This window comes from Pseudoxanthomonas sp. GW2, from assembly GCF_000283075.1.
Classification (GTDB): Bacteria; Pseudomonadota; Gammaproteobacteria; order Xanthomonadales; family Xanthomonadaceae; genus Pseudoxanthomonas.
Genome location: NZ_ALIP01000156.1, coordinates 14,840 through 38,629, shown reverse-complemented (window position 1 = coordinate 38,629; position 23,790 = coordinate 14,840). Strand labels below are relative to the sequence as shown.

19 protein-coding genes and 1 pseudogene are annotated in these 23,790 nt (G+C 72.7%); 6 read left to right on the top strand and 14 right to left on the bottom strand.

Features of this window, described 5'->3' with window-relative positions:
* The first annotated feature begins 18 nt into the window (after nucleotides 1–18).
* Nucleotides 19–1,989 carry an AsmA family protein gene (locus tag B351_RS0114860; protein WP_019399826.1) on the top strand — a complete coding sequence of 657 codons (1,971 nt, stop codon included), beginning with the start codon at nucleotides 19–21 and terminating at the stop codon, nucleotides 1,987–1,989.
* A 10-nt stretch (nucleotides 1,990–1,999) separates the two neighbouring features.
* Here B351_RS0114860 and B351_RS16975 read toward each other — a convergent pair.
* The 3 genes and pseudogenes from B351_RS16975 to mtgA all read right to left on the bottom strand — a co-directional run bounded on the left by B351_RS16975 (nucleotide 2,000) and on the right by mtgA (nucleotide 4,176).
* Nucleotides 2,000–2,427 (bottom strand): annotated as a pseudogene (locus tag B351_RS16975) (CBS domain-containing protein).
* Nucleotides 2,387–3,412: a glycosyltransferase family 2 protein gene (locus B351_RS0114850; protein WP_019399825.1), complete on the bottom strand. Its 1,026-nt coding sequence runs from the start codon at nucleotides 3,410–3,412 to the stop codon at nucleotides 2,387–2,389. The pseudogene B351_RS16975 and the gene B351_RS0114850 overlap by 41 nt, the downstream one beginning before the upstream one ends.
* Before the next feature lie 32 nt (nucleotides 3,413–3,444).
* Complete coding sequence (mtgA, locus tag B351_RS0114845) at nucleotides 3,445–4,176, bottom strand: monofunctional biosynthetic peptidoglycan transglycosylase (RefSeq protein ID WP_026010770.1); 732 nt, start codon at nucleotides 4,174–4,176, stop codon at nucleotides 3,445–3,447.
* 107 nt (nucleotides 4,177–4,283) lie between these two features.
* On the opposite strand from mtgA, the gene B351_RS0114840 reads away from it, so the two are divergent.
* Complete coding sequence (locus B351_RS0114840) at nucleotides 4,284–5,207, top strand: Hsp33 family molecular chaperone HslO (protein ID WP_019399823.1); 924 nt, start codon at nucleotides 4,284–4,286, stop codon at nucleotides 5,205–5,207.
* 173 nt (nucleotides 5,208–5,380) lie between these two features.
* Nucleotides 5,381–6,226: a hypothetical protein gene (locus tag B351_RS0114835; protein ID WP_026010768.1), complete on the top strand. Its 846-nt coding sequence runs from the start codon at nucleotides 5,381–5,383 to the stop codon at nucleotides 6,224–6,226.
* Between the two features lie 259 nt (nucleotides 6,227–6,485).
* On the opposite strand, the gene B351_RS0114830 is transcribed toward B351_RS0114835, so the two are convergent.
* From B351_RS0114830 to B351_RS0114805, 6 genes are all read right to left on the bottom strand, one after another.
* Entirely contained in the window at nucleotides 6,486–7,718 is a 1,233-nt protein-coding gene (locus B351_RS0114830) for an ABC transporter permease (protein WP_019399821.1), read from the bottom strand.
* On the bottom strand, nucleotides 7,715–8,449 hold the full coding sequence (locus B351_RS16970; protein ID WP_019399820.1) for an ABC transporter ATP-binding protein: 735 nt from the start codon (nucleotides 8,447–8,449) through the stop codon (nucleotides 7,715–7,717). Before B351_RS16970 ends, B351_RS0114830 begins: the two co-directional genes overlap by 4 nt.
* On the bottom strand, nucleotides 8,446–9,969 hold the full coding sequence (locus tag B351_RS0114820) for an efflux RND transporter periplasmic adaptor subunit (RefSeq protein ID WP_026010767.1): 1,524 nt from the start codon (nucleotides 9,967–9,969) through the stop codon (nucleotides 8,446–8,448). The genes B351_RS16970 and B351_RS0114820 overlap by 4 nt, the downstream gene beginning before the upstream one ends.
* A 75-nt stretch (nucleotides 9,970–10,044) precedes the next feature.
* Complete coding sequence (locus tag B351_RS16965) at nucleotides 10,045–11,355, bottom strand: HAMP domain-containing sensor histidine kinase (protein WP_019399818.1); 1,311 nt, start codon at nucleotides 11,353–11,355, stop codon at nucleotides 10,045–10,047.
* 156 nt (nucleotides 11,356–11,511) lie between these two features.
* On the bottom strand, nucleotides 11,512–12,228 hold the full coding sequence (locus B351_RS0114810; RefSeq protein WP_026010766.1) for a response regulator transcription factor: 717 nt from the start codon (nucleotides 12,226–12,228) through the stop codon (nucleotides 11,512–11,514).
* Nucleotides 12,229–12,309: 81 nt separating this feature from the next.
* On the bottom strand, nucleotides 12,310–12,963 hold the full coding sequence (locus B351_RS0114805; RefSeq protein ID WP_026010765.1) for an arylesterase: 654 nt from the start codon (nucleotides 12,961–12,963) through the stop codon (nucleotides 12,310–12,312).
* Between the two features lie 63 nt (nucleotides 12,964–13,026).
* Here B351_RS0114805 and B351_RS0114800 point away from each other — a divergent pair, with 63 nt between their 5' ends.
* From B351_RS0114800 to B351_RS0114790, 3 genes are all read left to right on the top strand, one after another.
* Complete coding sequence (locus tag B351_RS0114800; protein WP_019399815.1) at nucleotides 13,027–13,689, top strand: ATP-binding cassette domain-containing protein; 663 nt, start codon at nucleotides 13,027–13,029, stop codon at nucleotides 13,687–13,689.
* A complete protein-coding gene (locus B351_RS0114795; RefSeq protein ID WP_019399814.1) occupies nucleotides 13,686–16,172 on the top strand; it encodes an ABC transporter permease in 2,487 nt (828 codons plus the stop codon). The genes B351_RS0114800 and B351_RS0114795 overlap by 4 nt, the downstream gene beginning before the upstream one ends.
* Before the next feature lie 75 nt (nucleotides 16,173–16,247).
* Nucleotides 16,248–16,622 carry a DMT family protein gene (locus tag B351_RS0114790; RefSeq protein WP_019399813.1) on the top strand — a complete coding sequence of 125 codons (375 nt, stop codon included), beginning with the start codon at nucleotides 16,248–16,250 and terminating at the stop codon, nucleotides 16,620–16,622.
* Nucleotides 16,623–16,638: 16 nt separating this feature from the next.
* On the opposite strand, the gene B351_RS0114785 is transcribed toward B351_RS0114790, so the two are convergent.
* From B351_RS0114785 to B351_RS0114765, 5 genes are all read right to left on the bottom strand, one after another.
* Complete coding sequence (locus tag B351_RS0114785) at nucleotides 16,639–16,962, bottom strand: YnfA family protein (RefSeq protein WP_019399812.1); 324 nt, start codon at nucleotides 16,960–16,962, stop codon at nucleotides 16,639–16,641.
* Nucleotides 16,959–17,783 carry a nucleoside triphosphate pyrophosphohydrolase gene (gene mazG / locus B351_RS0114780; protein WP_019399811.1) on the bottom strand — a complete coding sequence of 275 codons (825 nt, stop codon included), beginning with the start codon at nucleotides 17,781–17,783 and terminating at the stop codon, nucleotides 16,959–16,961. The genes B351_RS0114785 and mazG overlap by 4 nt, the downstream gene beginning before the upstream one ends.
* Before the next feature lie 599 nt (nucleotides 17,784–18,382).
* Nucleotides 18,383–19,558, bottom strand: a complete 1,176-nt coding sequence (locus B351_RS0114775; RefSeq protein ID WP_026010763.1) for a phosphoglycerate kinase — start codon at nucleotides 19,556–19,558, stop codon at nucleotides 18,383–18,385.
* 100 nt (nucleotides 19,559–19,658) lie between these two features.
* Nucleotides 19,659–21,029, bottom strand: a complete 1,371-nt coding sequence (locus B351_RS0114770) for a DUF3999 domain-containing protein (RefSeq protein ID WP_037035351.1) — start codon at nucleotides 21,027–21,029, stop codon at nucleotides 19,659–19,661.
* Nucleotides 21,026–23,665 (bottom strand): DUF2339 domain-containing protein, encoded by a 2,640-nt coding sequence (locus tag B351_RS0114765; protein ID WP_019399808.1) that lies wholly within the window; start codon nucleotides 23,663–23,665, stop codon nucleotides 21,026–21,028. The genes B351_RS0114770 and B351_RS0114765 overlap by 4 nt, the downstream gene beginning before the upstream one ends.
* Between the last annotated feature and the right edge of the window lie 125 nt (nucleotides 23,666–23,790).

Here is a 23,790-nt window from a genome sequence, read left to right as displayed (position 1 = left end):
CGCGCCGATACTGGGCGCATGGAACGCGCGCCTCCCCCACCGTCGCGCTTCGCCCGCCTGCGCCGCTGGCGGCCCTCGCGCACGGCCGGCTACGTGCTGGGCGCGCTGGCACTGGCATTGCTGGTGCTGGTGCTGCTGTTCGACTGGAACTGGTTCAAGCGCCCGCTCGAGCGCGCGGTGGGCGCGGCGACCGGACGCGAGTTCCGCATCGGCGGCGACCTGGACGTGGACCTGGGCCGCACCATCACCGTTTCCGCCGACCGGCTGAGCCTGTCCAACGCGGCCTGGTCCAAGCAGCCGCGCATGGCCGCGGCCGAACGGGTGGAAGTCGACATCGCGCCCTGGCCGCTGCTGGCGCTGCGCCTGCGGATGAAGGAGATCCGGGCGGTGCGCCCGGACATCCTGCTGGAAACGGATCCGGACGGCGAAGGCGGCAACTGGGAGCTCGGCGACGGCGACGACGAACCCGATCCGGATCCGCGCTGGCGGCTGGAGCGGCTGTGGATCGAGGACGGCCGCCTGCGCTTTGCCGACGCGGCCGCGCGCACGGACATCGACATCACCCTGGACAGCGTCGAAGGCGGCGACCGCGGCCAGGCGCCGGTCGCGGTCGCCGGCAAGGGCCACTGGCGCGGCGCCGCGTTCCGGCTGCAGGGCCAGGCCGCCTCGCCGCTGGAACTGGCCGACAGCGACACCCCCTACCGGATCGACCTGGACGCCCGCGCCGGCCGCACCCGGGCCAGTGCCAGCGGCACGCTCACCAACCCGTTCCGCTTCCGTACGTTCGACCTGCGCATGAAGCTCTCCGGCGCCGACCTGGAGGAACTGTACCCGCTGCTGGGCCTGGCCCTGCCGCCCTCGCCGCCGTACGCACTGGACGGTCGCCTGCGCCGCGACGGCGAGCTGTGGCGCTACGAGGGCTTCAAGGGCACGGTAGGCGACAGCGACCTGTCCGGCGACGTGCGGATCGACGCCTCCGGCGAGCGCCCGCTGTTCACCGCGCAGCTGCTCTCGCGCAAGCTTGATTTCGACGACCTGGCCGGCTTCCTCGGCGCGCCGCCGTCCGCGGGCGGCGACGAGACCGCCACCCCCGAGCAGGCGGCCGAAGCCGCACGCCGCGCCGCCAGCCCGCGCCTGTTCCCCGACAAGCCCTACGACCTGGCCAAGCTCAACGCCATGGACGCGGACGTGCGCTGGCGCGCGCAGGCAATCCACGCCCCCAGCCTGCCGATGATCGAGGACATGGACGCGCACCTGGTGCTGCAGGGCGGCCTGTTGCGGCTGCAGCCGCTGGATTTCGGCGTGGCCGGCGGCAAGGTGCGCGCGGACATCCGCATGGACGCGCGCAAGGCACCGATCCGCACCCGCCTCCAGGCCAGCCTGCGCGGGCTGGAACTGCCGAAGCTGTTCGCCAATGCCGAACTGGCGCAAGGCACGGCCGGGCGCATCGGCGGCGAGGTGCGGCTGGCCGGCGCCGGCAACTCGGTGGCTGCGCTGCTGGCGCAAGCGGACGGCGACGTCGCCGTGGGCATGGGCCGCGGCCGGGTCAGCAACCTGGTGATGGAACTGGCCGGGCTGGACATCGCCGAATCGCTTAAGTTCCTGCTCACCGACGACCGCCAGGTACCGATCCGCTGCGTCTTCGCCGACTTCGCCGTGGACGACGGGCTGATGACCTCGCGCGCGCTGGCGTTCGACAGCACCGACACGATCATCGTCGGCGAGGGCACGATCAGCCTGAAGGACGAAAGCCTGGACCTGCTGCTGCGCCCGCGCCCCAAGGACCGCAGCATCCTCAGCCTGCGCTCGCCGCTGCGGCTGGGCGGCACGCTCAAGGATCCCTCCTTCCGCCCGGACATGAAGGCGCTGGGCGTGCGCGGCGCGATCGCCCTGGCGCTGGGCAGCATCACCCCGCCGGCCGCGCTGCTGGCGACCTTCGAGACCGGCCCGGGCGAGGACAGCGACTGCGGCGGCAAGTACGCGCGCTGAAGCCGCGCGCTCAGCCTGCGATGTAGCGCTGCAGCTGCTCCAGTTCGACCTGCTGGTCGGCGATCACCGCCTTGACCAGGTCGCCGATCGAGATCACCCCGGTCACCCGGCCCTGCTCGACCACCGGCAGGTGGCGGATGCGGCGCTCGGTGACCAGCTGCATGCAGGCCGGCACCGGGGGTCGGGCCTGACCGTGACCACGTCGCCGGTCATGATCGCGCTGACCGGGGTATCGGCCGAGGAACGGCCCTGCAGCACGATCTTGCGCGCGTAGTCGCGCTCGGAAAGGATCCCGGCCAGCTCGTCGCCACGCATCACCAGCACCGCGCCGATCGACTTCTCCGCCATCAGCCGCACCGCCTCGATCACCGGCGCGTCGGGGGTTACGGCGAATACCTCAGCCGGCTTCTCCGCCAGCAGTTGACGTACCGTGCGCATGGACGCCTCCGTCCGCGGACTGTGGGGCCAAGGATACTCCCGCCGGCGCGTGCCAGGCGTCGACCAGGTACAGCGGCCGTTGCTTGGCCTCCTCGTACAGCCGGCCCAGGTACTCGCCGATGGTGCCCAGCGCGATCAGCTGCACGCCGCCGAGGAACAGGATCACCACCATCATCGTCGGCCAGCCGGCCACCCGGTCGCCCCACACCAGGGTCTTGAACACCACCGCGATCCCGGCGAAGAACGCCACCAGCGCGGTGAGCAGGCCCAGGTAGGTGGCGATCCGCAGCGGCGCGGTGGAGAAGCTGGTGATGCCTTCCAGGGCGAAGTTCCACAGCCGCCACAGCCCGAACTTGCTGCGCCCGGCCACGCGCGCGCCGCGCCGGTACGGCAGGGCCACGCGGCGATAGCCGACCCAGCCGAACAGCCCCTTCATGAAGCGGTGGCGTTCGCGCAGCTGGCGCAGCGCGGCCAGCACGCGCGGCGACAGCAGGCGGTAGTCGCCGGTGTCGGCCGGCACCGGGGTGTGCGACAGGCGCCCGATCACGCGGTAGAACGCGGCGGCGGTGCCGCGCCGCAGCCAGCTGTCGCCCTCGCGCGCGACCCGGGTGCCGTAGACGTCGTCGTAGCCCTCGCGCCAGCGCGCGACGAACTCGGGGATCAGCTCCGGCGGATCCTGGCCGTCGGCGTCGAGGATCATGGCCGCGCCCTCGGTGACCTGGTCCAGCCCGGCGGTCAGCGCGATCTCCTTGCCGAAGTTGCGCGACAGCCGCAGCAGCGCCACCTCCGGGTCGGCGGCGGCGATCTCCTGCAGCCGCTGCCAGGTGGCGTCGCGGCTGCCGTCGTCCACGTACAGGATGCGGCTGGCCACGCCCTCCAGCCCGTCCAGGGCACGGCGGATGCGCGGGTGCAGCAACGGCAGCGAGTCGGCTTCGTTGAAGCACGCCACCACCACGGTCAACAGGTCATGCCGCTGGTTGTCCATCCTGCCCATCGTACAGGCCCGCGCGGCGTGGCTCAGTCCAGCCGTTCCAGGTAGGCGGGGCCGCCGAGCTGGCGCACCTGGCGCTGGATCCACGCCGCGCGCCGCTGCACGTAGGGGCCGGGGCGCACGGCGTTGTAGCGGCGCGGCGAGGGCAGCACCGCGGCCAGGCGCGCGCACTCGCCTGGCGACAGGCGCGAGGCGTCCTTGCGCCAGTAGCTGCGCGCGGCGGCCTGGGCGCCGTAGATGCCATCGCCGAACTCGGCGATGTTGACGTAGACCTCCAGGATCCGGCGCTTGGGCCACAGCGCCTCGATCAGCACCGTGTACCAGGCCTCCAGGCCCTTGCGCACCCAGCTGCGGCCCTGCCACAGGAACAGGTTCTTGGCCACCTGCTGGCTGATGGTGCTGGCGCCGCGCACCCGGCGGCCGCGCGCGTTGTTCTCCATCGCCTTCTCGATCGCGTCCAGGTCGAAGCCCCGGTGGCGGGCGAAGTTCTGGTCCTCGGCCGCGATCACCGACATCGGCAGCGCCGGGGCGATGTGCTCCAGGTCGCGCCAGTCGTAGGCCACCCGGAAGTCCCGTTCGCCCGCGCGCCAGGCCTCGGCCTGGCGGGCCAGCATGAAGGCCGAGGCCGGCGGGTCGATGAAGCGCAGCAGCGCCACCTGGGCCGTGGTCGCGGCCACGAACAGCACCGGCAGCCACAGCAGCACGCGCAGCCAGCGACGGCGCCTGCGGCGGGGCGGATTGGAGGCGGGCTCAGCGATGGCGGCGGTTCCGGTGACGCGGTGGATGCGCGGCGCGATGGTAGCGGCTCCGGCGTGAGCGTCCAGCACCGCTTGGAAACCGCGGCCGCCGGGCGCATTGTGTGGCGATGGATACCAACAGCCCCTCCCCCGTCCCCGCCGCCGGTGACCTGCGCGGCCGCTTCCTCCTGCCCGCCGCCGGCGTTCGCGGCGTCTACGTGCGCCTGGCCGGCAGCTGGCGCGAACTGCTGTCCCATGCCGCCTACCCGTCCGGCGCCACCGCGCTGCTGGGCGAGGCGGTGGCCGCCGCGGCGCTGTTCACCAGCCATGTGAAGGTCGACGGCCGGCTGTCGGTGCAGCTGCGCGCCAGCGGCCCGCTGCGCTCGCTGTTCGCCGAGTGCACCGCCGCCGGCACCGTGCGCGGCATCGCCCGCCTGGAGGACGGGGCCGACGCCCCGCGCGCGCCCTCGCAGCTGGGCGAGGACGCGCTGCTGGCAGTCACCGTGGAGAACCCCGGGCTGGACCCGCGCGAACCGCTGCGCTACCAGAGCCTGGTGGCCCTGGGCGGCGCCGAGTCCCTGGCCGAGGCCTTCGAGGACTACTTCCGCCAGTCCGAGCAGCTGCCCACCCGCCTGCTGCTGGCCGCCGACGGCGAGCACGCCGCCGGCCTGATGCTGCAGAAGCTGCCCGGCGAGGAAGGCGACGCCGACGCCTGGAACCGCGTCGGCGCCCTGTTCGAGACCCTGGGCGAGGCCGAGCTGCTGGCGACCCCGCCGCGGCTGCTGGTGCACCGCCTGTTCCACGAGGAAGACCCCCAGCTGCTGGAGGAGCACGCGGTCGCCTTCGGCTGCTCCTGCTCGGTGGAGCGGGTGGAGGGCATGCTGCGCAGCCTGGGCGAGGAGGAGTTCCGGGCGGCCGCCGCGGCCACCGGCCAGGTCGACGTCCGCTGCGAATTCTGCGGCCGCGAGTACCACTTCCCCCTGGACCGGATTGGGGTATTGTTTGGGTCGCCGGCGCAGCCCAACGCACCGGCGCCGGAGCGCCTGCAGTAGGGGCATGACGCTGCTCCACCGACGAGCTGGCTGTCCACGGGGAGGAACGGCGCTTGTTAATCATTCGTAAAGCCCATACGATGCAGGCTCTGACCGCACGGGAACTCCCGTGCCGTCCGCTGGTCTGAAAGGAAGCCATGTCCCTGCGCCGTCCGCCCCTGCTGGCCCTTGCCCTGTCCGCGCTGATCGCGGCGGCGGGCGCGCATGGCCAGGTGCGGGCGGGTTCCGAGCAGGCCGTGCTGCCGGTGTGGAACAAGGGCAGCGGCAAGGTCGAGGCCCTGCTGCTGCTGGAGCCGGCGCGTGGCAACCGCCCCGGTTCGCCGGGTTCGACCTGGCGCTTCGGCAGCGAGTCGCTGGACGCGGCCTTCGGCCTCGGCGCCGGCGACTCGCTGGGCCTGCTGTGCAGCAATACCAGCGGCACCAGCGTGAACAGCCTCGCCAGCAGCTGCCTGCTGGCGTCCCTGGGCAACGACCACGAGGCCAGTGGCCGCCGCCTGTCGGCCAGCGCCAGCGTCGGCCGCCAGGGCAACCGCCTCGGCGTGGCCGCCGGGACCGTGCGCGATGCCTCCCTGCCGGGCTGGCTGTCGGCCGAAGCCTCCGGCACCCCGCTGGCCGGTGCCGGCAAGCTCGAGCAGAACGACCTGCAGGTGTTCGGCCAGAAGGACATCGGCAGCGAGGCCTACGTCTCCATCGCCGGCACTTATGCGCGCGCGCGTCTGGTACCGGTAACCGAAGCGCCGGGCCTGGCCCATCGCTGGGACAGCAAGTCGCTGAGCGTGGGCGGCGGCTACGGCCCGTTCAGCGCCAACATCATCGGCCGCGTGGTCGAGGTCAACGGCCAGCCGGGCAACAAGTGGGAAGGCCTGGGCCTGGGCCTGACCTGGCGCACGCCGTGGAGCGGCCAGCTCACCGTCGGCGCCGAGAACGTGGTCACCCGCGGCAAGAACCCGTTCGCCCCGTCCAACCTCGACGCCGAGGAAGGCACCGTCCCCTACGTGCGCTACGAGCAGGGCCTGTGACCTGCTGAGCGGGCAGTTGGCGCCACGGCGGCGCGGCGCGCAGGCTCCCGGCGCACGCAACCATCGATCCATTCCTTCCCTGTCCGGATGACCGGCACGTCCGCGTGCGCGATCGGCTGCGGACCTGCCGCACGCACGTCCGGGGTGCCCGGCGCGCATCCGCATGCCGATGCGTGCTCCTGCCCCGGCGTCCGCCGGTCGCCTCACGGAAGAAGCCGGCCACCGCGCTGCGATGGCCGGCTGTGGACTGCGTTCCGGGTTACTGCCGCAGCGCCTCGATCGGGTCCAGCTGCGAGGCCTTGCGTGCCGGGTAGTAGCCGAAGAACAGCCCGGTGGCCACCGAGAACGCCGCGGCCAGGGTGATCACCTTGCCGTTGAGCTGGATCGGCAGGTCGGTGTTGAAGTGGCCCACCAGCAGCGCGCCGGCGATGCCGAACAGGATGCCCAGCAGGCCGCCGCCCAGCGACAGCAGCATGGCCTCGGCCAGGAACTGCCGGCGCACGTCCGAAGGACCGGCGCCCACCGCCAGGCGCAGGCCGATTTCCTTGATCCGCTCGGTCACCGACACCAGCATGATGTTCATGATGCCGATGCCGCCGACGACCAGCGAGATCGTCGCCACCGCGCCAAGCAGCCAGGACATCTGCCGGGTGGTCTCGTTGCGGGTGGCCACCAGCTGCGACACGTTGCGCACCTGGAAGTCGTCGGCCGCGCCCGGGTCGATGCGGTGGCGCTGGCGCAGCAGCGACTCCACCTCGCCCTGCACGTAGGCCAGGTCGTCGGCATGGGCCACGGTCAGCGAGATGTCCATCACCGCGCCTGGCGGCAGGCCCATGGCGCCCATCAGGCGGCGGCGCGCGGTCTCCAGCGGCACCATCACCACGTCGTCCTGGTCGCGGCCGAAGCCGCTCATGCCCTTGGGCCTGAGGGTGCCGACCACGGTGAAGTTGGTGCGGCCGATGCGCACCGTCTCGCCGATGCCGGTGCCGGCGCCGAACAGCTCGCGGCGCACGGTCTCGCCCAGCAGCACCACCTTGTCGCCGTTGAAGTGCTGCGGCTCGAACGCGCTGCCGCTGGCGACCTGCCAGCCGTTGATCTGCAGGAAGTCCGGCTGGATGCCCTGCCAGCTGGTGGACCAGTTGTTCTCCGCGTACACGATCTGGCTGCTGCCGCGCAGCGAGGCGGAGACCAGCTGCACCTCGGGGATCTCCTCGCGGATCGCCTCGGCATCGCCCTCGGTGAGGGTGTAGAAGCTGCTGGCGCTCATGCGCACGCCGCCCATGGCGCGCTGCACCTGCGGGCCGATGTCCAGCTTCTGCGCGCCCAGGCCGGCAAGCTGGCGCTCGATCTCCGCCTGCGTGCCCTGCCCGACCGACACCATCACGATCACCGCGGCGATGCCGATGATCACGCCCAGCGAGGTCAGCGCGCTGCGCATCCAGTTGCCGCGCAGCGCGAAGACCGCGGTGCGCAGGATGTCCATGAAGGTCATGGGCCCACCTCCTCGTGCGTGGCCTCGTGCAGCTGGCCGTCGCGCATCACGCAGATGCGGTCGGCATGGCGGGCGACGTGCGCGTCGTGGGTGATCAGGACCACGGTGTGGCCTTCGTCGCGCAGGCGCTTGAACAGGGCCAGGATTTCCTCGCCGGTGCGGCTGTCCAGCGCGCCGGTGGGCTCGTCGGCCAGCAGCAGCGGCGGGTTGTTGATCAGCGCGCGGGCGATCGCCACGCGCTGCTGCTGGCCGCCGGACAACTCGTTGGGACGATGGTCCACGCGCGTACCCAGGCCCACCGCCTCGAGCGCCGCGCGCGCCCGCTCGTGGCGTTCGGCCACAGGCACGCGGGCATAGCCCAGCGGCATGGCCACGTTCTCCAGCGCGGTCATGCGCGGCAGCAAGTGGAAGCCCTGGAACACGAAGCCGATCTTCTCCCGGCGCAGGGTCGCCAGTTCCTCCGCGTCCAGGGTGGACACGTCCACCCCGTCGCACAGGTACTGGCCGCCGCTGGGCGTGTCCAGGCAGCCGATCAGGTTCATCAGCGTGGACTTGCCCGAGCCGGAGGGGCCCATGATGGCGAGGAACTCGCCCGGCATGACCGTCAGGTCCACGTCGCGCAGGGCCACCACCTCGGCCTCGGTGCCCGGCGAGTACACCTTGCGCAGGCCGCGGGTCTCGATCACCGGGGTGACCGCGGCGCCCGCCGCCTTCGGGGACTGCGCGCTCATCGCGAGGCCGCCCGCTCGCCGGTCACCAGCAGGTCGCCTTCCTTGACGCCGCCGGCGATCTCGGTGCTGCTGCCGTCGCTGGCACCGACCCGGACCACCACCGGGACCGGCCGGTTGTTCTGCAGCCGGTAGACGGTCACCCGGCGCGCGCCGGCAAGGTTGGCCAGCTCGCGCTCCACCGCCTGGCGCTGCACCTCGTCCAGGGTGGCGAAGAAGCCGGCGAAATCCTGCTGGAAGCGCTCGAGCATGCGCTGGCGCATCTGCCCGCCGGCGTTGGCCTGCTGCTGGCGGGCGCCGCCCATCATCATCATCGGCGGGCCGCCAGCGCCCGGGCGCTGCTGCGGCGTGGCCTGGCGCGAGGCCTCCATCGCTTTGCGCATTTCCTCCTGGCGCTGGCGCGCGGCGGCCAGGTCGGCCTCGAACGCGCTCTTCTGCGCCGGGGCCAGGTCCATGCCGGCCACGAACGCTGCCAGGTCCTCGAGCATGCCGGCGCCGCGCGGGCCGCGTCCCGGGGCCGCGGCGGCGGCGGGCTGGTCGGCCGGCTTGTAGCGCAGCGCGGCGTTGGACACCTTGAGCACGTCGTCGCGGCGGCTGACTTCGATCTCGGCGTTGACGGTCAGGCCCGGCAGCAGGGTGCCGTCGCTGTTGTCCACGCTCACCACCACCGGGTAGGTCACCACGTTGTTGTTGGTGGTCGCCGCCAGGCGCACCTGCTGCACCTCGCCACGGAACTGGCGGTCGGGGAAGGCGTCGACGGTGAAGCTCACGCGCTGGCCGGGCTTGACCTGGCCGATGTCGGCCTCGTCCACCGACAGCTCGATCTTCATCTTCGACAGGTCCTCGGCGATGGTGAACAGCTCCGGGGCCTGCAGGCTGGCGGCCACGGTCTGGCCGGGCTCGATGCTGCGGGTCAGGACCACGCCATTGACCGGCGAGCGGATCACGGTGCGCTCCAGGTTGACCCGGGTGGTCTCGGTGGAGGCGGCCTGCTGCCGGATCTGGGCCTGGGCCGAGGCGACCTGGGCCCGGGCCTGGTCCAGCGCCGCCTTGGCCAGGTCCACGTCGCTGCGCGCGATCAGCTGGCGCTCGACCAGGGCGGCCTTGCGCTGGTAGTCGGCCTCGGCGTTGGCCAGGGCGGCCTGGGCCTGGCGCAGGCTGGCCTGGGCGCTGGCGACCTGGGCATTGCCCTGGGCGATCTGCGCCTCGTAGGTCTTCGGGTCGATCCGGGCCAGCACCTGGCCCTCGGTCACCCGGTCGTTGTAGTCGACCAGCACCTCCAGCACCTGGCCGGAAATCTGGCTGCCCACGGTCACGGTCGAGGTGGCGCTGAGGGTGCCGGTTGAGGAGATGGCCACGCGGATGTTGCCGCGCTCCACCGGCGCGGTGCGCCACGCCGCTTCGGCGTCGCGGCTCGCGCCCCCCCAGTACCAGGCAGCGCCTCCGAGGAGGGCCAGGACGAGCACGCCGCCGGCCAACGGCAGCCAGCGGGGACGGGAATTCGGACGCGAGGTTCGGCTCATGGGCGCATGGATGGGAGGACTACCCCGGTTAACGCACGACCCGGGGATCGGTTGACGCCCGCCGGTGGGAAACGTTCAGCCCTGCAGGTACGGGTCGGTGCCCGGTGGCGGCTGGCTGCTGAAGCGGACCCGGGCAGTGGTGCCGCTGTCCAGGGTGCTCTCCAGCTCGATGGTCCAGCCGAAGCGCTCGCACAGCCGGCGCACGATCGACAGGCCCAGGCCGGTGCCGACCGGGTACTCGGGGCGGGCGCGGTAGAACGGCTCGAACGCCCGCGCCAGGGCCTCGGCCGACATGCCGATGCCGGTGTCGCGCACCTGTACCAGGCCCTCGTGTACGGTGACTTCGACCAGGCCGCGGTCGGTATAGCTGCAGGCGTTGCGCAGCAGGTTGCCGAGCACCACGTGCAGCACCCGCGGCGGGGCGTAGATGCGCGGCGCGCCCTCGCAGGCCACCTGCAACTCCACCGGCTTGTCGCCCAGCAGCATGCGCGCCTTGAGCGCCTCCTCGTGGACCACCTCGCACACGTCGAACCACTCGCTCTGCGGGACCACGTCCGGCTCGCGGGCCAGGATCAGGAAGGCATCGACCACCGCCTCCATGTCGCGCCCGGCGCGCTGGATCCGGCGCAGGCTGCGCGCCAGGCGCGGCTCCAGGGTCTCGTCGGCCAGGGCCATGTCGCTGGCCACCCGGATCACGGTCAGCGGGGTGCGCAGCTCATGGCTGGCGTCGCGGGTGAAGTTGCGCTCGCGGGTCAGCTGCGCCTCGACCCGCTCGCCCAGCGCGTGCAGCGCCCCGGCCAGCTGCCGCGCCTCGCCCTGCATGTCTGCCGGCAGCCGGTCCGGCGCCAGCGCGGCGATGTCCGGCCGCCGCGGATCCCAGCGCGAGACCTGGCGCGCCAGCCAGGCCACCGGCGAGACCAGGCGCTTGGACGATTTGTAGGTAAGCCAGGTCGCGCCGTAGATCGCGAACAGCGCCAGCATCGCCGGCAGCACCGCGAACCACCAGGCCAGGCGGTTGGCCTGCTCGCGCAGGAAGGCGACGTACAACGTGCCCTGCGGTTTGCGCTCGACCCAGACCATCTGGCCTTCGGACTTGAGCTCGTGGAAGCCCGGGGCGAGCCCGCGCAGGTAGGCCGGCAACGCTTCGGCCGAGCCACCCGGCTCGACCAGGTAGGCGCGCAGCGAGAAGGTATTGGGCGGCGGCTGTGCGGCCGCGGATTCGCGCAGTTCCCAGTAGTGGCGGGCCTCCTCCTGCAGCGAACTGCGGATGAAGCTGTACTTGAACAGCGTGCCGACCACGAAGAAGGCGATCACGATCGCCAGGCTCGCCATCACCACCTGCAGGATGAAGGCGATACGGATCTTGCGGGAAAGGCCGTGGGGCATGGGGGCATTCAACACGGGACGGCGCGAGTGTAGGCCCGCGCGCATCGCCGTTCCGTGAGTGGGTGGACCGGGCCCCGCGCCCCCGTGGCCAAGGCGGCCGGACAGCCGGCCGCCGTCTTGCGTTCCATTCCCCCTGTTTCCCCTTCGGCTACCTGGTCACGCGGTGACCGGCTGCGCGATGTCCGCCACCCGGTACCCGGCGCTCTGCACGGTATGCAGCAGCGGGCGGTCGAACGGCTTGTCGATCACCTTGCGCAGGTTATACAGGTGGCTGCGCAGGGTGTCCGAATCGGGCAGGCTGTTGCCCCAGATCTCGCGCTCGATCTCCTGGCGGCTGACGACCCTGGGCGACTCGCGCATCAGGATGGTCAGCAGCTTCAGGCCGATCGGCGACAGCTGCAGCTCCACGCCGCCGCGGGTCACGCGCATGCTGACCGGATCCAGCACCAGGTCGGCCACGGTCAGCACCTCCGAGCCCACCTGGCGGCGCTCGCGCCGGATCAGCGCGCGCAGGCGCGCCTCCAGCTCCTGGATCGCGAACGGCTTGGTGAGGTAGTCGTCGGCGCCGTGGCCGAGGCCGGTGAGCTTGTCGTCCAGGGTGTCGCGCGCGGTCAGCATCAGCACCGGCGTCGACTTGCGCGCATCGCTGCGCAGCCGGCGGCAGACCTCGATGCCGTCCAGGCGCGGCAGCATCAGGTCAAGCACCACCGCGTCGTAGCTGTTCTCGGCCGCCAGCCGGTAGCCGTCCAGTCCGTCGGCGGCGTAGTCGACTTCGAAGCCACGGCTTTCCAGGTATTCCCCGATCATCTCGGAGATGTTGCGGTTGTCTTCGACGACCAGCACCAGCCCTGAGGTTTCTTTGCCCTGACGCATGTTTCGGACGCTCCGTATCGGGTTTTCAGCTTTGTGAAACATGCCGCAGCCCCGGTGGATGGGGCGTGAAGGCGGCGACCGCTACAGCAACGGCCGCAGCGCCGGCCAGACATTGTCCAGCAGCCGCGGCTGGGCCGCGGCGGTGGGGTGCAGGCCGTCAGCCTGCATCAGCCCTTCTTCCAGGGCCACGCCCTCCAGGAAGAACGGGACCAGGGCCACGCCCTGGCGCTGGGCCAGGCCCTCGTAGGTGCGGCGCAGGCGCTCGCGGTAGGCCGGGCCGTAGTTGGGCGGGACGTCGATGCCCAGCAGCAGCACCCGGGCGCCGGCGGCGGTGCCAAGCTCGACCATGCGCCGCAGGTTGGCCTCCAGCTGGGCCGGGGCCAGGCCGCGCAGGGCGTCGTTGCCGCCCAGCTCGATCACCAGCACCGAAGGACGGTGTTTTTCCAGCAGCGCAGGCAGGCGGGTCAGGGCGCCGGCGCTGGTCTCGCCACTGATGCTGGCGTTGACCACCGGCCGTGCCAGGGACGGCTCGGCCTGCAGCTTCCGCTCCAGCAGGCTGACCCAGCCGGTGCCTCTGGGTATGTTGTGCTCTGCGCTGAGGCTGTCACCGACCACCAGCACCGGGCCCCTGGCCCGGGCCTGCGGCGCGGCCAGCAGCGGACCTGGCAGCAGCAGCGCCGCCAGCAGGACCGCCAGCGCGCGGCCCATGGCCGTCCCCCACCTGAACTTGCGCATCCGGAGCCTCCCATCGATACCCACACCCTGACCAGCATAGCCAGCGCCATCGAGGTCCGCGGCGTGGGCAAGTCCGCGGCCGGCCCCGAGGGCGAGGTCCGCATTCTCGACAGCGTCGACCTGAGCGTGGCTGAAGGCGACAGCGTCGCCATCGTCGGCGCCTCCGGCTCGGGCAAGACCACCCTGCTGGGCCTGCTGGCCGGGCTGGACCTGCCCACCCGCGGCAGCATCGCCCTCGCCGGCCAGCGCCTGGACCAGCTGGACGAGGAAGCCCGCGCCGCGCTGCGCGCGCGCGAGGTCGGCTTCGTGTTCCAGAGTTTCCCCCTGCTGCCCTCGCTGCCCGCCGAGGAGAACGTGGCCCTGCCACTGGAACTGGCCGGGCGCGAGGATCCGGCGCGGGTGGCCGAGGTGCTGGCCGCGGTCGGCCTGGAGCACCGCCGCCGGCACCATCCGCGGCAGCTTTCCGGCGGCGAGCAGCAGCGCGTGGCCCTGGCCCGCGCCTTCGTTGCCAGGCCGCGGATCCTGTTCGCCGACGAGCCCACCGGCAACCTCGACCAGGCCACCGGCCAGCACGTCAGCCAGCTGCTGTTCGAGCTCAACCGCAGCAACCGCACCACTCTGGTCATGGTGACCCACGACCTGGCCCTGGCACGGCGCTGCCACCACGTCTACCGGCTCGACCCCGGCCGCCCGGTGCGGCTGGGCGAAGGCGGGGAAGGCGCATGAACGTGCTGCGCCACGCGGCGCGCTCGCTGCGCCGCGAGTTCCTTTCCGGCGACCTGCTGACCCTGTTCGCCGCGCTGGTGCTGGGCGTGGCGGCGATGACCGCGGTCGGCACCCTGGTCGACCGGGTCACCCTGGCGCTGGCCTCCAGCGCGGCCGAGGTGGTCGGCGGCGACCTGGGCGTGCAGGGACGCACCGACCCGCCCGCCGAATTCACCGCCGAAGCGCGCGCGCGTGGCCTGGCGGTCGCGCGTCTGGTGACCTTCCCCAGCGTGCTGTTCCATGGCGATTCCAGCCAGATGGCCACGATCAAGGGCGTGGACGGTGCCCATCCGCTGCGCGGCCGCCTGCGCGTGGCGAGCGATACGGCAGGCCTGCAGGTTGCCGATGCCGGCGGCCCACCGCCGGGCGAGGCCTATGCCGATCCGCGCATCCTGGTCGGCCTGGGCGTGGAGGTGGGCGACAGCATCGAGCTGGGCAGCAGCCAGGTGCGCATCACCCGCGTGCTGTTGTCCGAACCGGATGCCTCCGGCGGGCTGATGGAGATGGCGCCGCCGCTGCTGGTGCACCGCGACGACGTCGAGGCCGCCGGCCTGCTCGGCCCAGGCAGCCGCGCCGGCTACCGGCTGATGTTCGCCGGCCCGCCGGCGGCGATCGCGGGCATGCGCGAATGGCTGCAACCGCGCCTGCAGCCCGGCCAGCGCCTGGTCGGGGTGGAGGACGCGCAGCAGGGCCTGCGCAATGCCTTCGACCGCGCCGGCCGCTTCCTCGCCCTGGCCGCGCTGCTGGCAGTGCTGCTGGCCAGCGTGGCCACCGCGCTGGCCGCCAACCGCTTTGCCCTGCGCCGGGTGGACGCGGTGGCGATCCTGCGCTGCCTGGGCGCGCGCCAGCGCGACATCCTCGCCTCGCTGGCGGTGCAGCTGGTGCTGCTGGCCATCCCCGCCTGCGCCCTGGGCGTGGGCCTGGGCATGCTCGCCCAGGTCGCCCTGGTCGAGGTGCTGGGCAGCCTGGTGCCGGCGCGGCTGCCGCTGCCGCAGGCCGCGCCGATGCTGGCCGGCGCCGGCATCGGCCTGCTGATCCTGCTCGGCTTCGGCCTGCCGCCGCTGCTGCGCCTGCGCGGGGTGCCGCCGATGCGCGTGCTCAACCGCAGCTTCGCCGCCCTGCCCGCGACCTCGCTGCTGGCCTACGTGGCCGCGCTCGCCGCCACCGTGGCGCTGGCGGTGTACGCCACCGGCGATGCGCGGCTGGCCGCCTGGGTGCTAGGCGGCCTGGCGGTGCTTGCCCTGCTCGCGGCCGCCGCGGGCGCCAGCCTGCTGTGGCTGCTGGGACGGCTGCAATCGCGCCTGCATGGCCCGTGGCGGCTTGGCCTGGCCGCGCTGGCGCGGCGCCGCGGCCTGGCCGTGGTGCAGCTGGTGGGCCTGTCGCTGTCGCTGTGCGCGCTGTTGCTGCTGGCGGTGGTCGGCCCCGGCCTGCTCGGGCAATGGCGCGAGCGCCTGCCGCCGGACACGCCCAACCACTTCCTGCTCAACGTGCAGCGCGACCAGGCCCAAGCGGTGGAACAGGCACTGCGCGGAATGGGCGTGGCCGATCCGGACCTGCAGCCGTTCGGCACTGGTCGCCTGGTCGCGATCAATGGCAAGCCGCCGCAGCGGACCGCGGTGGACGAAGGCGACGACGGCAACGACGCCGACCGCCCGGTGAACTTCTCCTGGCGCCACACGTTCCCGCCGGCCAACACCCTGCTCGAAGGCGCGTTCTGGAGCGAGACCACCGACGCCGCCGAGGCCTCGATCGAACAGGGCTGGGCCGGCCGCTACGGCATCGGCCTGGGCGACAGCCTGACCCTGCAGCTGGGCGAACAGGAACGCACCTTCACCGTCACCAGCATTCGCAAGGCCGACTGGGATTCGTTCCGGGTCAACTTCTTCGTCCTGCTCAATGCCGGCGCGGTGGGCGATGCGCCATACAACCTGATTTCCAGCTTCCACCTGCCCTCCGGCCGCACCGCGGCGCTGGCGCCGGTCGTGCGCGAGTTCCCGAACGTCTCGGTGCTGGAGATCGAGGCGTTGCTGGAGCGGGTGCGCGAGGTGATCGAACGCGTGGCCCAGGCGGTGCAGCTGGTGATGGGCTTCAGCCTGGCCGCCGGCGTGCTGGTGCTGCTGGCGGCGCTGCAGGCCACCGCCGGCGAACGCCGCTACGACAGCGCGGTGCTGCGCACGCTCGGCGCGCGCCATGGCCAGCTGCGCGGCGCGGTACTGGTGGAGTTCGGGATGCTGGGGCTGGTCGCGGCGCTGCTGGCGGTGTCGGCGGCGGCGGTGATCGGCGCGCTGGTCTCGCGCCAGTTGTTCGAGCTGGCGCTGTCGCCGCCGTGGCCGGCGCTGCTGGGCGGCGGCGCGATCGGCATCGCGCTGAGCCTGGTGGCCGGCTGGTCGGGCACCCGCGCCATCCTGCGCACGCCGCCGATGCTGGCGTTGCGCCAGTACTGAGGCCACTGCCGCGGCCCGCCCGGGCCGCGGCGGTGGATTATCCTGCGCGCCTCATCCCTGCCCTGCGGCCCGACGATGCCCGCCCTGCCCCTGTCGAACTACCTCGTCCCGGTGCTGTTGCTGCTGGCCAGCAACGTGTTCATGACCTTCGCCTGGTACGGCCACCTCAAGTACAAGAGCGCGCCGCTGTTCATGGCGATCGTGGCCAGCTGGGGCATCGCCTTCTTCGAGTACAGCCTGATGGTCCCGGCCAACCGCATGGGCAGCGGGGTGTACTCGGTGGTCCAGCTCAAGACCATCCAGGAGATCATCACCCTGGTGGTGTTTGCCGGCTTCTCGGCCTGGTACCTGGGCCAGCCGCTGAAGTGGAACCACTACGCGGCCTTCGCCCTGATCGTGGGCGCGGCCTTCCTGATGTTCTACGACGGCGGCAGCGCGGCCTCGCACTGAACCGCATGCGGCGTACTCAGGCCTGCCTGGGCGCGAACATGATCACCGCCATCCCGGCCAGGCACAGGGCCACGCCCAGCAGGTCCCAGCGGGTGGGGCGCACGCCGTCCACCGCCCACAGCCAGGCCAGCGCGGTGCCGATGTAGCCCCCGCCATAGGCGGCATACACCCGACCCGTCGCGGTCGGGTGCAGGGTCAGCAGCCAGGCGAACACCGCCAGGCTCAGTGCCGCCGGCAGCAGCAGCCAGGCGCTACCGTCATTGCGCAGCCATGACCACACCAGCCAGCAGCCGAGGATCTCGGCGATGGCGGTGGCCACGAACAGCGCGAAGGTGGTCACGCCGCCCCCGCGCCCTCGCGTTCGGCCTGCTTGACCTGTTGCCACAGCGCTTCCTGTTGCTCCAGGGTGAGGGTCGGCAGCGGCGTGCCGGCGGCCGCGGCCAGTGCCTCCATCGCGCGGAAGCGGCGTTCGAACTTGTGGTTCGCGCGGCGCAGCGCGGCGCCCGGATCGACCTTGGCGTGCCGGGCGACGTTGGCGGCGACGAACAGCAGGTCGCCGATCTCGTCCTCCAGGCGCTCGCGGTTGGCGGCCACGTCGCCGCGCGCGAACTCGGCGCGCACCTCGGCGATCTCCTCCTGCAGCTTCTCCAGCACCGGCTCCGGGCCGGGCCAGTCGAAGCCGGTGCGCGCGGCGCGCGACTGCAGCTTCACCGCGCGCTGCCATTCCGGCAGGCCGCGGGAGATGCCGGCCAGGGCCGAGGTGTCCTGCTCGCCGGCTGCTTGGCGCTCGGCGCGCTTGATCGCCTCCCAGTTGAGGGTCTGCTCCTCGGCATCGGCGAAGCTGGCCTCGCCGAACACGTGCGGGTGGCGGCGCACCATCTTGTCGCTGATCGCGTTGGCCACGTCGTCGAACGCGAACGCGCCCTGTTCGGCGGCCATCTGCGCATGGAACACCACCTGCAGCAGCAGGTCGCCCAGTTCGTCCTTCAGCGCGGCCAGGTCCTTGCGGTCGATCGCGTCGGCGACTTCGTACGCCTCCTCGATGGTGTACGGGGCGATGGTGGAGAAATCCTGTTCCAGGTCCCAGGGACAGCCGCCCTGCGGGTCGCGCAGGCGGGCCATGATCGCCAGCAGGCGGTCGATTGGTCGTTCGGTAGGCATGGCGCGAACTCTAGCAGGGAACCTGGCCGGCTCCAGCTCCAGCTCCAGCTCCAGCAACAGCAAGAGCAAGAGCAAGAGCAAGAGCAAGAGCAAGAGCAAGGGCAAGGGCAAGGGCAAGGGCAAGGGCGCTGGCTTCGGAGGGGGCCGCCGCATCCACGCATGCCGGTGCACCGCGCGGACGGACGTCCTGTCCGTACGCGCGGCCGTGGCACGTCCATGTGCCACTTGCCCCGGCATGCGCGGATACGGCGTCCTCGGTGAGCGTCAGGTCGGCCAGCTTCGTTGACGCCCGGTCAAGTTCCGCAGGCCTGGCGAGACCGTAGGCGCCATTTGGCCAGGAGTGGCCGGGCCAAGCCCCCCGAAGCGCCAGCAGGACCTGCCAGGCCGGGCAGGCCTTGGCCGCGGTAGCGGGTGCGCGCATGGACGTGCGCCCGGGCGGCCACCGCAGGCCTGGCCTGTCGCGGCGCCGTCCGAAGCTACGCGCCCGGAGAACGCATTCGGCGGGAGCAGCGGATAAAAAGTCCGGTGCGCAAAAGGAAAAGCCGGCGCCTTCGCGGCGCCGGCTTCCGGTCACAGGGGGCGCTGGGTCGCGCCAGGCCTCAGCCGCCGCGCGCCTGCAGGGCGGCCACGGCCGGCAGGGTCTTGCCTTCCAGGAACTCGAGGAAGGCGCCGCCGCCGGTGGAGATGTAGCTGACGTCCTTTTCGATGCCGTACTTGTCCACCGCCGCCAGGGTGTCGCCGCCGCCGGCGATGGAGAACGCCTTCGATTCGGCGATGGCGCGGGCCAGGGTCTCGGTGCCCTTGCCGAAGGCATCGAACTCGAACACGCCCACCGGGCCGTTCCAGACCACGGTGCCGGCGGACTTGATGAGCCCGGCGTACTGCGCGGCGGTCTGCGGGCCGATGTCCAGGATCATGTCCTCGGCGCCGACCTGGTCGACCGGCTTGACCGTGGCCGGGGCGTCGGCGGCGAACGCCGGGGCCACCACCACGTCCACCGGCAACGGGATCTGCGCGCCGCGCGCCTGGGCATCGGCGGCGATCTTCTTCGCCGTCTCCAGCAGGTCGGCCTCGTACAGCGACTTGCCGACGTTGTAGCCGGCCGCGGCGATGAAGGTGTTGGCGATGCCGCCGCCGACGATCAGCTGGTCGACCTTGCCGACCAGGTTGGTCAGCAGCTCCAGCTTGGTCGAGACCTTGCTGCCGGCGACGATGGCCAGCAGCGGGCGCGCCGGGTTGTCCAGCGCCTTGGCCAGTGCATCCAGCTCGGCCATCAGCAGCGGCCCGCCGGCGGCCACCGGGGCGAAGCGGATCACGCCGTGGGTCGAGGCCTGGGCGCGGTGCGCGGTGCCGAAGGCGTCCATCACGAACACGTCGCACAGCGCCGCGTACTTCCTCGCCAGCGCCTCGTCGTCCTTGCCCTCGCCGACGTTCATGCGGCAGTTCTCCAGCAGCACGACCTGGCCAGGCTTGACCTCGACGCCGTCGACCCAGTCCTTCACCAGCGGTACGTCCACGCCCAGCAGCTCGGACAGGCGCGCAGCCACCGGCGCCAGCGAATCAGCCTCGCTCCACTGGCCTTCCTTGGGCCGCCCCAGGTGCGAGGTGACCATCACCGCGGCGCCCTTCTCCAGTGCCAGCTTGAGCGTCGGCACCGAGGCGGTGATGCGCTGCTCGGAGGTGATGCGACCGTTGTCGATCGGCACGTTGAGATCCTGGCGGATCAGCACGCGCTTGCCGGTCAGGTCGAGGTCGGTCATCCGGATGATCGTCATGCTCACGTCTCTGTGTGGGGGATCAAGGTGGGTCGCGCCGGCGCGGCGCGCGGGTGCGGGCATTTTCCGGGACGGGACGTGGCGGCGGCAAACCCGGCGCTCAGGGCGCCCGCGGCGGCTGCCGTAGCAGGCTCATTCCCAGCAGCGCCACCAGCACCGCGCCACCGACCAGCAGCGCCCACAGCAGCCAGCTCTTCCAGTCGTGCTCGACCAGCGGCTCCAGGGCGCGCTCGCCGGCCAGCTCCTGGGCCTCGCCGGCCAGGTAGGCCGGGGCCGGCTCCCAGTCGGGGCCACGCTGGGCGCGCAGCGCGTCCAGCAGCGGCTTGATTGGCGCCTCGCCGCGCTGGCGGCGGGCACTGCCGGCGGCCAGGGTGTAGGGCGGCTGGCCCTGGGCCAGGAACACCAGTACCTCGGACCGGTAACCCAGGCGCAGCACCGGCATGCCCTCGCCCACCGGGGTCGTCGGGACCAGTCGCCAGTACCGGTCGCGCACCGCCGCGGCCAGCGTGCGCGGTTCCGAGCGCGCCCCGGCGCGGTCGTCGCCCACCTGGTAGGCAACCCAGGGGCCGGCGCGCCAGGTCCAGGAAGCGTCGGGGTCCTCGCGGCTGTACAGGGTCCACTGCACCGCGGCGTTGTCCGGCAGGCGCACGTCGGCGCGCTCCACCGGGAAGCGTCCGGGCAGGCGGAACTCGAAACCCTCCCGCCCGGCCACGCTGCGACGCTCGCCGCGCAGCTCCTGCCAATCCCACTGCAGCTGCGCCTCCGCCGGCGCCAGCTCGGCCGCGACCCCGGTAAGCTCCGGCCCGGGGCCGGCGCGCAGCGGCAGCAGGCGCAGGTAGCGGGCCTGGCCATCCAGGGCGATGCGGCCCTGGCGCAGGCGTTCGCCGCCGCGCTCCAGGTCCAGCAGGGTGGTGCTGCCGTTGAGCGTGCGCCAGCTGCGCAGGTCGTCGCTGCCCTCGACCTTGTAGCCGGCCTGCAGCGGCTGCGATGGCGTCTTCCACTCCAGCAGCAGCGCGCGCACCGGCTCGCGCACGCGGCTGGCATCGACCAGCCAGCTGCCGGCGCCGCCGGCGGGCGTACGCGCCGGGAACCCCGCCTGCACCCGGCGGATGTTGCCCTCGTCGTCGCGCTCGGCGATCAGGTGGATGTCGTTGCCGGCGCCGTCCTGCGCCGGCAACGGGAACCAGGGCAGCCCCGTGGTACGCGGCGCCTGCGCCAACGGCTGCGCCGGCGACAGCACCGCCGCGGCCACCGCCTGGCCCTGGGCGTTGAATACCTCCACGTCGCGCAGGCCGCGCTCGTGCGCCCCCAGGTACACCGCCTCGTCGAGCAGTACCCGGTAGGCCCCGGCGTTGTCCTGGCCCAGGGCCAGCGGCCACTGCCGCGCATAGTCCTGCGCCGGGGCGCTGGCCTGTGCGCCTCCGGCCAGCACGGAAACCAGCGCCAGTGCGTACCAGGATCGTTTGCTCATGCGTCCGTCTCCACGTTGTCCCCGGCGCGCGGCGGCGCCGGGGCGAGGTAGCCGACGATCATGCACAGCACGCCGTAGGCGATGAAAGACACGATGCCGGCCAGGTTGCCCAGGTGGGTGCGGTCGACCAGCACCAGCTTGGCCAGGACCACACCCATCAGCACCGCGCCGGCCAGCCACAGGCCGCGCTGGCCGCGGCGCGAACCGAGCACCCAGCCGAGCACGCCCAGCACGCTCCAGGCCACGGTCAGGCTGGTCTGGGCCAGGGCGCTGGACAGCAGGCCCGGGGTCCAGCCGATGCCACCCCAGTAATGCACGCAGCGCAGGGTGGAGGCGCTCAGCAGCAGGAAGCCGCCGCCGGCCAGCAGCGCAGGTCGCCAGCGCGGCAGCAGCGCCCCGGCATGCCTGCTGCCCAGCCAGGCCGCACCCAGGCCCAGGGTCGCCAGCTGCACCAGCTCGCCCGGGTTGAGCAGTGGCAGCCAGGGCAGCGGCGCCGGGGACAGCGGGCGCTTGAGCATCGCCAGCCAGATCGCGGCGGCGACCGCGAAACCGGACCACGACACCGGCGTGCGCATCGGTGCGGCGACCGCGGCATCGCGCGGCAGCGCCAGCCAGTCCCAGCGCCACTGCGCGAGCGCGATCAGCACCAGCCACGGCAGGGCCGCCAGCGCGAACTCCCAGCCCTGGCCGAGGCTGGCCTCGAGCGCGACCCAGCGCCCCTCCAGCGATGCCAGCAGGGCCCACAGCAGCCACCAGGCCAACTGCGCGGCGCCAGCACTGCGGCCGGCATCCAGGCGCAGGCAGGCCAGCCCACGCAGGCCCAGCAGGCCGAACACCAGCCACGCCAGCGCACCGAAGCTCCCGCCCAGCGGATGCTGGTGCCGCTCCGACTGCCAGAACAGCACCGGCGCGGCCAGCACGACCGCCGCCAGCAGGGTCTGGGCCAGCAATGCGGCCGGGCGGCGGCGATGGACTTCCGCCGCCAGCCAGCCGGTCGCGCCGGCCAGCACCAGGGCCAGGTCGGCGCGCAAGGCCGGAGCGGCGAAGCGCGAGATCTCGTGCGCGCAGTCGCCGGCCCACCACGCCGTGCCCCACAGGAAGAACAGTGCCGCCGGCACGGTCCGGCCATGGGCACGTGCCGCCCAGGCGCTGGCCCAGCCGCCCAGCGCCAGCAGGAACATGCCCATCGCCGTCGGATTGGACACGGCACGCAGGTCCCCGTGCGCATTGTCCAGCCCGGGCAGCAACGCCAACGCCGCCAACAGCTGCAGCGCCACGCCGCTGGCCTGCGGCAGCCAGCGCTGCCGGCGCAGGCCCAGCCACACCAGCCCGGCGCCCTCCAGCGCGAACACGCTGGCGGTGGCGCGCGCGCTCAGGCACAGCGGCACCGCCAGGGTGGCGAAGCCCACTGCCAGCACCGCCCAGGACTGCGCCAGCAGCTCGTAGCCGGAGCGCCGCAACAGCGCCCGCGCCAGCATCGCGTACAGCACGGCCAGGCCCAGCGCGCAGAACGCCAGCGGCATGCGCTGGCCTTCCAGCAGCGCCGCCTGCAGCGAGAACGCCACCAGCGGGGTGCCGAACACCAGGCAACCGTCGACCAGGTCGCGCCGTCCCGCCGGCCGGCGCCGCGCGAACAGCAGCGGCACCACCAGGTAGAACGCGAAGAACAGGGCGAGGAACGGCTGGGTGCTGGCGTACTTCTCCGGCACGTAGGCGCTGGCGCCCCACAGGCTGCCGATGCCGAAGGTGGACGCGAAGCCAAGCAGGTTGAGCAGGCGCCAGGACCTGAACCAGGCGATCGCCACCACCGCGGCGTTGACCAGCGCGTAGTAGGAAAACAGGGCGACGTGGTTGCCGCCGCCGGTGGACAACCACACCGGCGCCAGGAAGCCGGCCAGCAGGGCGAACGCGGCCAGCGCCTGCGCGTTCTGCAGCACCGCCAGCAGGGCCGCGCCCGCGACCAGGACCACGCTCAGGGCGAACGCCGGGCCGGCGTCGACCAGGCCGTAGAGCCTGGACGACGCGAACACCACCAGCAGCAGGGTGCCGATCGCCCCGCCCTGCACGCTCAGGGCAAAGACCCGGTTGCCCTCGCGCCGGCGCCAGGCAAAGCCCAGTGCGAGCAGCGCCGCCGCGGCCACGGCGGACAGGCGCAGCGCCACCGGCAACTGCAACAGGCCCTGGTCGGAAGCGTACTTCAGCAGCGCCGCCACGCCGGCCAGCGCCACCAGCACGCCGATCTTCACCGGCACGTTGCCCACGGTGAACCAGCGCTTGACCACGCGCAGCAGCACGTTCTCCGCGGGGACGCGCGGCGCGCCCGCGTCGCCGCCGGCATGCGCCGCTGCCGTTTCGGCCGGTGGCAGCGGTGGCGGTGCCGCGGACGCGCGTAAGCCGGCCGCGGTGGACGGCACGGGCGCCGCCACGGAACCCGCCGCGGCCGCCGGTGCATGCGCGGCTTCCGCGCGTGGTGGCGAGGCCGCCATGCCCGTCGGCGCCGGCGGGCGCAGGGCGGCAAGCGCACGCTCCAGTTCCGCCACCCGCCGGCGCAGGCCGAGCACTGCAAGGCCCAGCACGCCCAGCAGCACCGGCACCGCCAGTACCGCCAACACCACCAGCACGATGATCGCTTCCAAGCTATCCCCCGTCATGGATGGGCCGCCCCTCCCCGGCAGGCGCTGCGGGCATGCTACCGGAGCGTCCTGGCTTGCCGGCGGCCCGGCTCAAGTCCGGTCGCGGCGGGCCGATGAAGCCCGGTCAT

Excerpts from the sequence above, each read along its gene's own strand:
- B351_RS0114795 (WP_019399814.1), top strand. The coding sequence starts at position 13,686 with ATGAACGTGCTGCGCCACGCGGCGCGCTCGCTGCGCCGCGAGTTCCTT.
- B351_RS0114830 (WP_019399821.1), bottom strand. The coding sequence starts at position 7,718 with ATGACCTTCATGGACATCCTGCGCACCGCGGTCTTCGCGCTGCGCGGC.
- B351_RS0114775 (WP_026010763.1), bottom strand. The coding sequence starts at position 19,558 with ATGACGATCATCCGGATGACCGACCTCGACCTGACCGGCAAGCGCGTG.
- B351_RS0114770 (WP_037035351.1), bottom strand. The coding sequence starts at position 21,029 with ATGAGCAAACGATCCTGGTACGCACTGGCGCTGGTTTCCGTGCTGGCC.
- B351_RS16965 (WP_019399818.1), bottom strand. The coding sequence starts at position 11,355 with ATGCCCCACGGCCTTTCCCGCAAGATCCGTATCGCCTTCATCCTGCAG.
- B351_RS0114840 (WP_019399823.1), top strand. The coding sequence starts at position 4,284 with ATGGATACCAACAGCCCCTCCCCCGTCCCCGCCGCCGGTGACCTGCGC.
- B351_RS0114860 (WP_019399826.1), top strand. The coding sequence starts at position 19 with ATGGAACGCGCGCCTCCCCCACCGTCGCGCTTCGCCCGCCTGCGCCGC.
- B351_RS0114790 (WP_019399813.1), top strand. The coding sequence starts at position 16,248 with ATGCCCGCCCTGCCCCTGTCGAACTACCTCGTCCCGGTGCTGTTGCTG.
- B351_RS0114805 (WP_026010765.1), bottom strand. The coding sequence starts at position 12,963 with ATGCGCAAGTTCAGGTGGGGGACGGCCATGGGCCGCGCGCTGGCGGTC.
- mazG (WP_019399811.1), bottom strand. The coding sequence starts at position 17,783 with ATGCCTACCGAACGACCAATCGACCGCCTGCTGGCGATCATGGCCCGC.
- B351_RS0114820 (WP_026010767.1), bottom strand. The coding sequence starts at position 9,969 with ATGAGCCGAACCTCGCGTCCGAATTCCCGTCCCCGCTGGCTGCCGTTG.
- B351_RS0114810 (WP_026010766.1), bottom strand. The coding sequence starts at position 12,228 with ATGCGTCAGGGCAAAGAAACCTCAGGGCTGGTGCTGGTCGTCGAAGAC.
- B351_RS0114850 (WP_019399825.1), bottom strand. The coding sequence starts at position 3,412 with ATGGACAACCAGCGGCATGACCTGTTGACCGTGGTGGTGGCGTGCTTC.
- B351_RS16970 (WP_019399820.1), bottom strand. The coding sequence starts at position 8,449 with ATGAGCGCGCAGTCCCCGAAGGCGGCGGGCGCCGCGGTCACCCCGGTG.